The following is a 12286-nucleotide window of genomic DNA, read 5'->3' as shown; positions in this document are numbered from 1 at the left end:
GGGGTCATAGGGGTTCTTGAGCCTTACTGTGGGCCCATGAGCGCCCTGGAATCAGCCGACGCGGATGTCACCTCGTCCCGTACCCCCCGCCCCTCCGGCCCCGACCCCTCCGGCTCCGCCCCCTCCGGCCCCGGCGCCCCCGGCACCCCCGGCATCCTCGGCAAAACCCACCGCGCTCTCAGCATCGGCACCATCGCCGTCGTCCTCCTCATCGCCTTCGAGGCGACCGCCGTCGGGACCGCCATGCCGGTCGCGGCGCGGGAGTTGGACGGGGTGTCGCTGTACGCGTTCGCCTTCTCCTCGTACTTCACGACCAGCCTGTTCGGGATGGTCGTCGCCGGGCAGTGGGCCGACCGGCGGGGGCCGCTGGGGGCGCTCGCGGTGGGGATATCGGCGTTCGGGGCGGGGCTGCTGCTGTCCGGGACGGCGGTCAACATGTGGACGTTCATCGCCGGGCGGGCCGTCCAGGGGCTCGGGGGCGGGCTGGTCATCGTGGCGCTGTACGTCGTCGTCGGGCGCGCCTACCCGGAGCCGATGCGGCCCGCGATCATGGCGGCGTTCGCGGCGAGCTGGGTCGTGCCGTCGGTGGTCGGGCCGCTGGCCGCGGGCAGCGTCACCGAGCACCTCGGGTGGCGGTGGGTGTTCGTGGGGATCCCCGCGCTTGTCGCCTTTCCGCTCGCGCTCGCGCTGCCCGCGATCCGGCGCATGGCTTCCGGGCCCGCCGATCCCTCGGCGCCGGTGGAGGCGTTCGACCGGCGGCGGATCCGGCTCGCGCTGATGATCTCGCTGGGGGCGGGGCTCCTCCAGTACGCCGGGCAGGACCTGCGGTGGCTGTCGCTGCTACCCGCCGCCGTGGGCTTCGCGCTGCTGGTGCCCGCCGTCGCGGGGCGGCGCGCGCTGCTGCCGCGCGGGACGTACCGGGCGGCGCGCGGGCTGCCGTCCGTGGTGCTGCTGCGGGGGATCGCGGCGGGGTCGTTCATCGCGGCGGAGTCGTTCGTACCGCTGATGCTGGTGACGCAGCGGGGGCTGTCGCCGACGATGGCCGGGTTCTCGCTGGCGGCGGGCGGGGCGACATGGGCGCTCGGGTCGTACGTGCAGGCCCGGCCGTGGGCCGAGCCGTACCGGGAGCGGCTGATGGTGGTGGGGATGTTGATGGTCGCCTCGGCCATCGCCACGGCGCCGACCGTGCTGCTCTCGTGGGTGCCGGTGTGGGTGGTGGCGGTCGCCTGGGGCGTGGGGTGCTTCGGGATGGGGATGGTCATCGCCTCCACGAGTGTGCTGCTGCTGAAGCTGTCGGCGCCGGAGGAGGCGGGGGCGAACTCGGCGGCCCTCCAGATCTCGGACGGCCTGTCGAACGTGCTGCTGCTCGCGGGGGGTGGGGCGGCGTTCGCGGCGCTGGGGGGCGGGTCGGTGGGGGCCGCGCATGACGCGGTGGTGGTGGGTGGTTCGGCTGGGCATCCGGGGGCCTTCGCGGCGGTGTTTCTGCCGATGGCGGGGGTTGCGGTGGTGGGGGCTTGGGTGGGGGTGCGGCTGGGGGAGCGGTGAGTTGCCCCTCCCCGCCCCTTCCCTAAACCCTCCGGGGGTGGGTGGGGGGTGGAGGTTTCCCGCGGGCTGCGCCCCCGGACCCCTGTTGCAGGGGCTGCACCCCCGGACCCCTGTTGCGGGGCCTGCGGCCCCTGCACCCCGCTTCGGGGCTCCGCCCCGGACCTGGTGGGGTGGGTGGGTTAGAGGGGCTCTGCCCCCCGGACCCCGTGCAGGGGGTGAGTGGGCTACCGGGGGTTCTGCCCCCCCCGGACCCCGTGCAGGGGGTGGTTGGGCTACCGGGGGCTTCGCCCCCCCCGGGTCCCCGTTCGTCTGCGTTTTGGTCGTGGTCGGTTGCTCGCGCAGTTCCCCGCGCCCCTATAGGGGCGCCCCGCAGGGGCGCATTCAGGGGCGCGGCGAACTGCGCGACCAGCCCCCACCGGCCCGCAGGCGAAGCACCCAGCCGCCCGGCCGAGGGCTTCAGGGAAGGGGCGGGGTGGGGAGACCCCAACCCCTGTGAACCCGCTCACCCCCCACCCCCCACCCGCCCCGTCGACCCCGAATCGCCCCCAGCCCACCGGTAAGGTGGCCCGGTTGTCGTACGTACGTGACCGCAACCCCGACCACAACAGCCAAGCCCGCGCCGCCGCCCCGACCGCACGAACCGGAGACCGTGACTACTACCGCCTCCCACCACCTCTCACCCGCCTTTCCCGGGCGTGCCCCCTGGGGTACGGCCAACAAGCTGCGTGCCTGGCAGCAGGGGGCGCTGGAGAAGTACGTCCAGGAGCAGCCGCGTGACTTCCTCGCCGTCGCCACGCCCGGCGCCGGCAAGACGACGTTCGCGCTGACTCTCGCGTCGTGGCTGCTGCACCACCACGTCGTGCAGCAGATCACCGTCGTCGCGCCGACCGAGCACCTGAAGAAGCAGTGGGCGGAGGCCGCGGCGCGGATAGGCATCCGGCTGGATCCCGACTACAGCGCGGGGCCGCTGAGCAAGGAGTACCACGGGGTCGCCGTGACGTACGCCGGTGTCGGCGTGCGCCCCATGCTCCACCGCAACCGGTGCGAGCAGCGCAAGACCCTCGTCATTCTCGACGAGATCCACCACGCCGGCGACAGCAAGTCGTGGGGCGAGGCCTGCCTCGAAGCCTTCGATCCCGCCACCCGGCGTCTCGCCCTCACCGGCACCCCCTTCCGCTCCGACACCAATCCCATCCCCTTCGTCACGTACGAGGAAGGCAACGACGGGATCCGGCGGTCCTCCGCCGACTACACGTACGGGTACGGCAACGCCCTCGGCGACGGCGTCGTGCGGCCCGTCATCTTCCTCTCCTACAGCGGCAACATGCGCTGGCGCACCAAGGCCGGGGACGAGATCGAGGCGCGGCTCGGGGAGCCCCTCACCAAGGACGCCATCTCGCAGGCCTGGCGCACCGCGCTCGACCCGCGCGGCGACTGGATGCCGAACGTGCTGCGCGCCGCCGACCAGCGGCTGACCGAGGTCCGCAAGGGCATCCCGGACGCCGGCGCCCTAGTCATCGCCTCCGACCAGGACTCCGCCCGCGCCTACGCCAAGCTCCTCCGGGAGATCACCGGCAACAAGGCGACCGTCGTTCTCTCCGACGACAACGGTGCCTCGAAGAAGATCGACGAGTTCACTCACAGCGACGACCGGTGGATGGTCGCCGTTCGGATGGTGTCCGAGGGTGTCGACGTTCCCCGGCTCGCCGTCGGTGTGTACGCCACCACCATCTCCACCCCCCTCTTCTTCGCCCAGGCCGTCGGCCGTTTCGTACGGTCGCGGCGGCGCGGCGAGACCGCCTCCGTCTTCGTGCCCACCATCCCGACCCTGCTGAGCTTCGCCTCCGAGATGGAGGTCGAGCGCGACCACGTGCTCGACAAGCCCAAGAAGGACGGCGAGGAGGACCCGTACGCCGAGGAGGACAAGCTCCTCGCCGAGGCCGAGAAGCAGCAGGACGAGGACACCGGCGAGCAGGACATGCTCCCCTTCGAGGCCCTGGAGTCCGACGCCGTCTTCGACCGGGTGCTGTACGACGGCGCCGAGTTCGGCATGCAGGCCCACCCGGGGAGCGAGGAAGAGCAGGACTATCTCGGCATCCCCGGGCTCCTCGAACCCGATCAGGTGCAGCTGCTCCTCCAGAAGCGGCAGGCCCGGCAGATCGCGCACAGCCGGCAGAAGCCCGCCGACCAGGCCGACCTCCTGGAGATGCCCGCCGAGCGGCGGCCCGTCGTCTCCCACAAGGAGCTCCTTGAGCTGCGCAAGCAGCTGAACACGATGGTCGGCGCGTACGTCCACCAGAGCGGCAAGCCGCACGGCGTCATCCACACCGAGCTGCGACGGGTGTGCGGCGGGCCGCCGAGCGCCGAGGCCACGGCCGGGCAGATCCGGGAGCGGATCAAGAAGGTGCAGGAGTGGGCCACGCGGATGAAGTGACTCCGGCCGGGGCGTAGGAAGCAGGCGTCCGCGTACGGGAGTTGGCCTCGGTGCGTGCTCGGCGGGGCCCGGTCGCGACTCTCCGGGCTCCGCCCTCTCTGCCTCCGGGGACGGGAAGCAGCCGTACCCCCATCGGTCATCGGACGGCAAAGTCGGCCGCGGTGGCCAAGCCCCCGGGCACCCTGGAATCAGGTCCCGAACCAGGAGCAATGCCCCGGGTCGTCAACGTGCGCGCCCGGATTCTGGACGAGGGCTTCCGCTGAGCGGGACCGATCGCTACTGTCCCGCCATGCAAAACGCCCCGTGGCAGCGCCGCCGCGGAGCGCAGCCGGTGCCATGGCCTGCCGGCGGCCTCTGTGCGCGTCGCCGATGGGACCGGTGCCGCGATCCCGTGGGGAGCCGCCGCGACTCACCATAAGGAGTGGGCGTCGTGACCGCGGAGACCTCTCAGACGCTCGACCGGGGACTGCGTGTCCTCAAACTGCTCGCCGACACCGACCACGGCCTGACCGTCACCGAGTTGTCCAACAAACTCGGCGTCAACCGGACGGTGGTCTACCGTCTGCTCGCCACACTGGAACAGCACGCTCTCGTACGACGTGATCTGGGCGGCCGCGCCCGGGTCGGCCTCGGCGTGCTGCGGCTCGGCCGGCAGGTCCATCCCCTCGTACGGGAGGCGGCCCTGCCCGCGCTGCGCTCGCTCGCCGAGGACATCGGGGCGACCGCGCACCTCACGCTGGTCGACGGGGCCGACGCGCTCGCCGTCGCCGTCGTCGAGCCGACCTGGACCGACTACCACGTGGCCTACCGGGCCGGCTTCCGCCACCCGCTGGACCGGGGCGCCGCGGGCCGCGCCATCCTCTCCGCCCGCCAGGCCGGCGGCCTCGTCGACCCGGGCTTCACGCTCACCCACGGCGAGCTGGAGGCCGGGGCGAGCGGTGCCGCCGCGCCGCTGGTCGGGGTCACGGGGATAGAGGGCAGCGTGGGCGTGGTCATGCTCGCGGACGCCGTACCGGAGCGGGTCGGTCCGAGGGTGGTGGACGCGGCACGGGAGGTCGCGGACGCGCTGCGGTAGAAGAGCGGTGGAAGAAGCGGTGGAAGAAGCGGTAGAGGAATCGGTAGAGGAATCGGCCTCTCCGGCGGTCGAGGAGCGGGTGTGCGCGGGCAGAGCGCCCGTGTGCGGCGGCGCCGCGACCGGGGCCCGGGGCGGAGCCCCGGTCAGCAGCCACACGCGCCCCGATACATTGGGTGCGTGCATCCCCGTCACTCACGCCTCCGCAACCTCGCCATCGGCTCCGCCCCCGTCGTCGCGCTGCTCGCCGTCGTCGGCTTCGCGCCGCTGCCGTTCTCGGTGGCACAGCCGGGGCTGACCGCGAACGTGCTCGGGGACGACCAGGGCACACCGGTGATCACCATCGAGGGCAAGCCAGCCCGGCACACCACCGGGCAGCTGCGGATGACGACCATCGAGGCGACCGGGCCGTCCGCCGACGTGGGGATCGCGGACGTGGTGCGCGCCTGGTTCCGTACCGACCAGGCCGTCATGCCCCGCAACTCGGTCTACCCGAGCGGCGGCAGCGACAAGGAGATCACCGAGCACAACCGGGCCGAGATGAAGGAGTCGCAGGACAGCGCCACCGCGGCCGCCCTGAACTACCTCCACCTCGGCCCGAACCAGGTCAAGGTCAAGCTGAACCTGGCCGATGTCGGCGGGCCCAGCGCGGGCCTGCTCTTCTCCCTCGGCATCGTCGACAAGCTCGACGGCAACGGCTCCGGCGGCGAGCTCACCGGCGGCCGTACGATCGCCGGTACGGGCACGATCGACGCGGACGGCGATGTCGGCGCGGTCGGCGGCGTCTCGCTCAAGACGCAGGCCGCGCGGCGGGACGGCGCGACCGTGTTCCTCGTGCCGAAGGCGGAGTGCTCGGACGCCCGCGCCGAGCTGCCGAAGGGGCTCCGGCTGGTCCCCGTCACCACCCTGTCGGGCGCGGTGTCGGCCCTGAAGGCCCTGGACAAGGGCGGCGACGTCCCGAGCTGCTAGCCCGTGACGCTTGCGGGGGCCTGCGTCCCGAGGGCTAGCCCGTGACGCCTGTGGCGGCGGTGTCCCGATCCGCTGGCCGGTGAGGGCTGCGGTGGCTGCGTCCCGATCCGCTAGCCGGTGGCGCCTGCCGTGGCCGCGCGCTTCAACTCATCGCCCTGCGGCGGGAGTTGCGCGTCCATCGTGCGCCACGCCGGAAACACCAGTGGGCTCAGCGTCGTCGCCAGGTACACCGCGCCCACCACCAGCAGCGCGCCCCGTGCCCCCACGCCGTCCACCAGCAGGCCCGCGCCGAGGCCGCCGAGGGGCATCGCCAGCTCGCACCCGGCCGTGAGCGCGCCGGACACCCGGCTGCGCAGCTCCTGGGGGACGCGTTCGTACGTGATCGTCGTCAGGATCGGGTTGAGCATGCCGCCCGCGAGGCCGCCGAGCGCCATCGTGGCGGCGAGCGGCAGCGCCGAGCCGGTCAGCGCGGCGACCACGAAGCGGGGCGCGCCCGCCAGGACGAAGGCGGCGGTGAACACCGCGCGCCGGGGGAACCGGTGGCCCACCACCCCGTACAGCAGCGCACCGAACAGTCCGCCCGCGCCGAACGAGGCGGTGAGCAGCCCCAGTTGGGTGGAGCCGCCCAGGTCGCGCTCGGCGTGCACCGGCAGCAGGACGGCATTCCAGCCCTGGTCGAGGCCGTTGGTGACCATGACCATCACGGTGACCGCGAGCAGCAGCCGGGCGCGCAGCAGGAAGGTGTACGTCTCGCGGACTTCGGCCCGGTAGGTGACGAGGGAGACCGGCGCCGCGTCCCGTACCGGCTCGGCCGCGCGGAGGCCGCGCACGCCGACGGCGACGAGCAGCGCGGACGTGCCGAACGTCGCCGCGTCCAGGAGCAGTACGGACTCGGCGCCGACCAGCGCGATCAGCAGCCCGGCGAGCGCGGCCCCCGCCATCCTGGCGCCGCGCTGCACGGCGTCGAAGAGGCTGGCCGCGCGGGTCAGGGTCGTACCGGCGCGTTCGGCGAGGTCGGGGACCAGGACGTAACGGGCGGTCCGGCCGGGCGTCGCGGCCAGCCCTTCGAGCGCCATCAGCGCGCACAGCAGCCAGAAGTGGAGCGCGCCCGCGAAGTGGAGCAGCGGGACGGCGCCGACGGCGAGCGCGCAGACGAGGTCGGAGCCGATGCTCACCCGGCGTCGCCCCAGCCGGTCGATGACTGGTCCCCCGATCAGCGCGGCCACCACGATCGGCAGGGTGGCGCAGAACGCCACCACCCCGGCCCGCCCGGCGCTGCCGGTAGTCTCCAGGACGAACCACGGCACGCCGATGAGCGTCAGCGAACTGCCCGCGGTGGAAATGGTGTTGGCCGTCAGGACCGCGGCCAGCGGAGTACGTGTGCGTGTACCTGTACGTGTACGTGGAGGAGTGCGTGGGGTGCTCTTCTCCTCGGCTTGCCCCCCGTCGCCGCTCATGCGATACGGGTGCGGTGGCGTGTCGGGGGCTGGGCGGCGATCCGGTTGCCCAACTCAACTATCTTCAGGCCGACTTGGACGCGTATGCGGCGGCGGTCACGCGGTATGAGCGCGTGGTCGGCGGCTTCCCGGCGGAGTTCGGCGGCGCGGAGTTCGTGCAGGGTGAGGTGCGTGGAGGGCAGCATGGTGCGTGATCCCTTCGCTGCTCGTGGTTCCGGGTGGGGTCGGGTCAGTGGCTCTTGCGCGGGAACGAGTGCAGGTGGACGCGGACCTGGGCGGTGTCCTCGGCGTCGGAGTGGGCGAGGCCGCGGTAGCTCTCGATCAGCTCGTGCGTCTTCTCGTTGAGCTCGCGCAGCTGCGCGGCGGTCAGCCGGAGCGTGAAGTCGCTCATGTCCGCGTTGGTGGCCCACTCGTCGGCCCACTCGTTCATGGTCCCCAGCCAGGTCGAGAGCTCCTGCGTGTGGATGGTCGCGATCTCGTGCTTGAACAGGTCGACAGCGCCACGCACCTCGGGGTCGGGGTTGTTGTGCAGCTCCTCGGAGAAGCTGGTGCCGTCGTGGGTGGCCCGCCACCAGCGCTCGCGGCCCTTGCCGTGCTCGGGGGCGTCCTCGACGAAGCCGTGCGCGGCGAGCTGGCGCAGGTGGTAGCTGGTGGCGCCGCTGGACTCGCCGAGCCGTTCGCCCAGCTGGGAGGCGGTGGCCGGCCCGTCGTGCCGCAGCGAGCCCAGGAGGCGGATCCGCAGGGGATGGGCCAGGCCGCGCAGGGAGCGCGCGTCGAGCGTGCGCTCCCTGGGCTCGGGCTTGGCGGCCTCGCCCTTTACGGCCTCAGCCGCCGAGCCGTCGCGCTTCGGGGCGTCATCGTGCTTGGTCATGGCTCAACCGTAGACCTGCAAAGAACCCGTTGCAACCTTTTCTTTGCATCGAAGTCTCTGCATCCGGATCTTTGCAGCGAGGCCTTTGCAGCGAGGTCTTTGCAGCCGGGGCTCACCGGCTGCTCGCCCCCTCTGCTCAGCCTCTGACGGAGTCCTCCGCGGCCTGCTCCACCAGCGGGATGATCCGCAGCGGCACGGGGTTCTCCATGACGATCGCCGTGGAGGCCCGGACGATCCCCTCAAAACCGACGACCCGGTCGATCACCCGCTGGAGATCGGCGTTGGAGCGGGCCACCAGGCGGCAGAGCATGTCGCCGTGCCCGGTCGTGGTGTGCAGCTCCAGGACCTCGGGCACGGTGGCCAAGTGCGCCCGTACGTCGGCGCCCTGGCCCTGTTTGATCTCCAGGGTCGCGAAGGCGGTGACCGGGTAGCCGAGCGCCGCCGGGTCGACGTCCGGGCCGAATCCCCGGATGACTCCGTTCGACTGAAGCCGGTCGAGCCGGGCCTGGACGGTGCCGCGCGCCACGCCGAGCCTGCGGGACGCCTCAAGAACCCCGATACGCGGCTCCCGCGCCAGGAGCACGATGAGACGCCCGTCCAGATGATCGATCGCCATGAGCCTCTCCGGATGGTCACGATGTACAGAAAGCGGGTGGGGGTGGCCCCACGGGTGGGCAGATTGCCCACTCCAAACACAAACTATTGCGCACCTTGCAGGACAGGGGGAGCCTGCCGCTATGACTGAGACCATCGATCACACCCCCGACACCGCCCGGCAGGCCGACCCCTTCCCGGTGAAGGGAATGGACGCGGTCGTCTTCGCCGTGGGCAACGCCAAGCAGGCCGCGCACTACTACTCGACCGCCTTCGGCATGAAGCTCGTCGCGTACTCCGGACCGGAGAACGGCAGCCGCGAGACCGCCTCGTACGTCCTGACCAACGGGTCGGCGCGTTTCGTGTTCACCTCCGTCATCAAGGCGTCCACCGACCACGGCCGCTTCCTGGCCGACCACGTGGCCGAGCACGGGGACGGCGTCGTCGACCTCGCCATCGAGGTGCCGGACGCGCGCGCGGCGTACGAGTACGCCACCGAGCACGGCGCGACCGGCCTGACCGAGCCGTACGAGGTCAAGGACGAGAACGGCACGGTCGTCCTCGCGGCGATCGCCACGTACGGCAAGACCCGCCACACCCTGGTCGACCGGTCCGGCTACACCGGCCCGTACCTGCCCGGCTTCGTCGCCGCCGACCCGATCGTCGAGCCGCCGGCCAAGCGCACGTTCCAGGCGATCGACCACTGCGTGGGCAACGTCGAGCTCGGCAAGATGAACGAGTGGGTCGCGTTCTACAACAAGGTCATGGGCTTCACGAACATGAAGGAGTTCGTGGGCGACGACATCGCGACCGAGTACAGCGCGCTGATGTCGAAGGTGGTCGCGGACGGCACGCTGAAGGTGAAGTTCCCGATCAACGAGCCGGCCATCGCCAAGAAGAAGTCGCAGATCGACGAGTACCTGGAGTTCTACGGGGGCGCGGGCGTCCAGCACATCGCGCTCGCCACGAACGACATCGTCTCGACGGTACGGGCGATGCGCGCCGCGGGCGTGGCGTTCCTGGACACGCCGGACTCGTACTACGACACGCTCGGCGAGTGGGCGGGCGAGACCCGGGTGCCCGTCGAGACCCTGCGCGAGCTGAAGATCCTGGTGGACCGGGACGAGGACGGCTACCTCCTGCAGATCTTCACGAAGCCGGTGCAGGACCGGCCGACGGTCTTCTTCGAGATGATCGAGCGGCACGGTTCGATGGGCTTCGGCAAGGGCAACTTCAAGGCGCTGTTCGAGGCGATCGAGCGGGAGCAGGAGAAGCGGGGCAATCTGTGACCTGCAACGTGCCGTGTGGTCACGGCAGTTGAAGTACGGTTCGCCCTTGCGGCCCCCACGGCCCTGACCCGTGGGGGCCGCGCCCTTTCCGCCCGGGCGACGGAGTCCGCCTGCGGGAGGCCTCCCGGGGGTGCGGAGTTCGTCTGCGGGCCGTGCTGGGTTGCTCGTGCAGTTCCCCGCGCCCTTTTCAGCCCGGAGTTCGCCTGCGGCCCGGTGGGGGCTGGTCGCGCCCGCGCGGCGGAGCCGCACAATGTCACAGCCCCGCGCCCCTGAATGCGCCCCTGCGGGGCGATCCCTGTGGCAACCCTGGCTGACCCCAACCCCCCAGGGGCGCGGGGAACTGCGCGCTCAGCCGCATGCGGTCCGCAGGCGAAGAGGGGTTCCGGGCGTAGCCCGGGAGAGCGCCCCCGCCCCCGGAGGGTTCAGGGAAGGGGCGGGGTGGGGGAGTTACTGCTCGCGCTTGCGCGGCTGTGGCGCGGCCGCACCCGTCGCCTTACGGGGCGTCGACTCCGAGCCCGAGCCCGAGTCCGAGCCCCACGAAGTCGAGTCCGACGCGGACCCGTACACGTCCTTGGGGCCCCCCTCCGCCGGCTCCCCCAACCCCTCCAGCACCTTCCGCGCCTTCGGCACCAGCAACGGCGAGAAGTACGGATTCGTCCGCAACGCCTCCTCCAGATCGCGCCGAGCGGCCCCCTGCTGCCCCATCTCCCGCTCCAGCACCCCCCGGTGATAGGAGAACAACGCACTCCGCCCACCTTTCTCCGCCGCCTTCTTCGCGAACGCCAGCCCCTCCTCCGGCTCCCGGGCCCGGTACAGCGCCCACCCCAGCGCATCCGCCACCGCCGCGCTCGGCGCCCGCCGCCACTCCGCCCGCAGGCGGTCCACCGCCGAATCCGGCGCGCCGTGGTCCGCCTCGAAGCGGCCGAGGACGAGCGCGTCGCTCACCCCGTGCCCGTCGTCCGAGGCCGCCCGCGCGCGCAGCCGCGCGTACTGGGCGCGGGCGTCCACCTTGAGCCTGAGCGACTCGTACAACTCGCCCAGCTCCAACAGGTATTCGGGACGCGGCAGCCGCGCGATCGCCGCCGCGTAGTCGTGCCGCGCGGCCCCCGTGCGGCCCAGCGCCAGCTCCGCCCGCGCCTTCCCCGCCAGCGCCGCATGCGCCTCCGGATCCGTGCGCAGCGCCGCCGCGTGCTGCGCGAGCGCCTCCGCGGGCTCGCCCCGGTCCCAGGCCAGGTCGCCCAACTGCCGCAGGCAGTCCGCCTTCTGTACGGGCGTCGTGGCGTACGCGGCCGCCTCGGTCAGCGCCGCCGCCGCGTCCTCGCGCCAGCCCCGCTCCCGGTACACCGCCCCCGCCTGGGCCAGCGCCACCGAGCCGCCGCGCAGATCGAGCAGCTGCTCCACGGCCTTGCTCGCCCCCTTGAGGTCACCGAGCCCGCCGTACGCGTCGATCAGCACCGGATACACCGTCCAGCGCTTGGGCTCGCGCCGCCGGACCTGCTCGGCGGCGGCTCGCGCGCCCGCGTAGTCGTGCCGCGCGTTGGCGAGCGCCGCCAGGCCGATCTGCGCCTCCGCGTTGCCCCGCGCCGCGGGCCGCACCGCCAGCGAGCGGCGCAGCGCCCACTCGGCGCGCGGATAGTACGAGGAGTCCGCCGACCGCAGCCCGCGCCCCACGTAGGCGGAGCCGAGCACCGCCCAGGAGGCGTCGTCCGAGGGGTGCCTGCGCACCCACGCCCGCCGGTCCGCGATCAGCGCGGTGAGGTCGGCGGCCGCCGCGGGCGCCCCGGCCCCGACGGCCGTCAGCGCCCGCGCCACCGGCCCCGGAGCGGGCGGCGGCGCGTCGTGGCCGCCGCCGGTCCGGGTCTGCGGCAGGACCACCAGGACCCCGGCGGTCAGCAGCACGGCCACCGCCGCGCCGATCATCGTGCGGCGCGCGGTGCGGGCGGGCGGCGGCCCGGCCGGCTCCAGCGGCGTCGGCCGCGGCGGTGGCGGCAGCGTCAGGGTCTGCCGGTGCGGCGGCCATTCGTGTTCGGTCTCCATGGCGATCACTGTGCGTCC

The 12286-nt window shown here is 72.7% G+C and carries 10 protein-coding genes; 5 read left to right on the top strand and 5 right to left on the bottom strand.

From position 1 onward, the window contains the following. Positions 1–36: 36 nt before the first annotated feature. The 4 genes from AB0G17_RS15430 (at position 37) to AB0G17_RS15415 (ending at position 6020) form a co-directional block, all read left to right on the top strand. The gene (locus AB0G17_RS15430) at positions 37–1545 is read left to right on the top strand and encodes an MFS transporter (protein WP_361381488.1); all 1509 of its coding nucleotides are present in this window, start codon (positions 37–39) and stop codon (positions 1543–1545) included. A 649-nt stretch (positions 1546–2194) separates the two neighbouring features. Further along, positions 2195–3979, top strand: a complete 1785-nt coding sequence (locus AB0G17_RS15425; RefSeq protein ID WP_361381486.1) for a DEAD/DEAH box helicase — start codon at positions 2195–2197, stop codon at positions 3977–3979. Positions 3980–4409: 430 nt separating this feature from the next. Then, positions 4410–5054 (top strand): helix-turn-helix domain-containing protein, encoded by a 645-nt coding sequence (locus AB0G17_RS15420; protein ID WP_190091831.1) that lies wholly within the window; start codon positions 4410–4412, stop codon positions 5052–5054. A gap of 177 nt (positions 5055–5231) precedes the next feature. Then, a complete protein-coding gene (locus tag AB0G17_RS15415) occupies positions 5232–6020 on the top strand; it encodes a S16 family serine protease (RefSeq protein WP_361381484.1) in 789 nt (262 codons plus the stop codon). Between the two features lie 110 nt (positions 6021–6130). On the opposite strand, the gene AB0G17_RS15410 is transcribed toward AB0G17_RS15415, so the two are convergent. The 4 genes from AB0G17_RS15410 to AB0G17_RS15395 all read right to left on the bottom strand — a co-directional run bounded on the left by AB0G17_RS15410 (position 6131) and on the right by AB0G17_RS15395 (position 8964). After that, complete coding sequence (locus AB0G17_RS15410) at positions 6131–7390, bottom strand: MFS transporter (RefSeq protein WP_361381742.1); 1260 nt, start codon at positions 7388–7390, stop codon at positions 6131–6133. An 83-nt stretch (positions 7391–7473) separates the two neighbouring features. Then, the gene (locus AB0G17_RS15405) at positions 7474–7662 is read right to left on the bottom strand and encodes a hypothetical protein (protein ID WP_361381481.1); all 189 of its coding nucleotides are present in this window, start codon (positions 7660–7662) and stop codon (positions 7474–7476) included. Between the two features lie 44 nt (positions 7663–7706). Next, positions 7707–8348, bottom strand: coding sequence for a winged helix-turn-helix domain-containing protein (locus AB0G17_RS15400; RefSeq protein ID WP_361381478.1), 642 nt, complete (start codon positions 8346–8348; stop codon positions 7707–7709). Between the two features lie 136 nt (positions 8349–8484). Continuing rightward, on the bottom strand, positions 8485–8964 hold the full coding sequence (locus tag AB0G17_RS15395; RefSeq protein WP_361381474.1) for an Lrp/AsnC family transcriptional regulator: 480 nt from the start codon (positions 8962–8964) through the stop codon (positions 8485–8487). A 121-nt stretch (positions 8965–9085) separates the two neighbouring features. Here AB0G17_RS15395 and hppD point away from each other — a divergent pair, with 121 nt between their 5' ends. Continuing rightward, on the top strand, positions 9086–10231 hold the full coding sequence (hppD, locus tag AB0G17_RS15390) for a 4-hydroxyphenylpyruvate dioxygenase (protein ID WP_361381471.1): 1146 nt from the start codon (positions 9086–9088) through the stop codon (positions 10229–10231). A 447-nt stretch (positions 10232–10678) separates the two neighbouring features. On the opposite strand, the gene AB0G17_RS15385 is transcribed toward hppD, so the two are convergent. Further along, positions 10679–12268, bottom strand: a complete 1590-nt coding sequence (locus AB0G17_RS15385; protein ID WP_361381468.1) for a hypothetical protein — start codon at positions 12266–12268, stop codon at positions 10679–10681. Between the last annotated feature and the right edge of the window lie 18 nt (positions 12269–12286).

This window comes from Streptomyces sp. NPDC023838, from assembly GCF_040639555.1.
GTDB lineage: Bacteria > Actinomycetota > Actinomycetes > Streptomycetales > Streptomycetaceae > Streptomyces.
Note: the sequence above shows the minus strand (reverse complement) of the source record. Positions and strands in the feature narration are given on the sequence as shown.

Excerpts from the sequence above, each read along its gene's own strand:
- AB0G17_RS15430 (WP_361381488.1), top strand. The coding sequence starts at position 37 with ATGAGCGCCCTGGAATCAGCCGACGCGGATGTCACCTCGTCCCGTACC.
- AB0G17_RS15405 (WP_361381481.1), bottom strand. The coding sequence starts at position 7,662 with ATGCTGCCCTCCACGCACCTCACCCTGCACGAACTCCGCGCCGCCGAA.
- AB0G17_RS15400 (WP_361381478.1), bottom strand. The coding sequence starts at position 8,348 with ATGACCAAGCACGATGACGCCCCGAAGCGCGACGGCTCGGCGGCTGAG.
- AB0G17_RS15395 (WP_361381474.1), bottom strand. The coding sequence starts at position 8,964 with ATGGCGATCGATCATCTGGACGGGCGTCTCATCGTGCTCCTGGCGCGG.
- hppD (WP_361381471.1), top strand. The coding sequence starts at position 9,086 with ATGACTGAGACCATCGATCACACCCCCGACACCGCCCGGCAGGCCGAC.
- AB0G17_RS15385 (WP_361381468.1), bottom strand. The coding sequence starts at position 12,268 with ATGGAGACCGAACACGAATGGCCGCCGCACCGGCAGACCCTGACGCTG.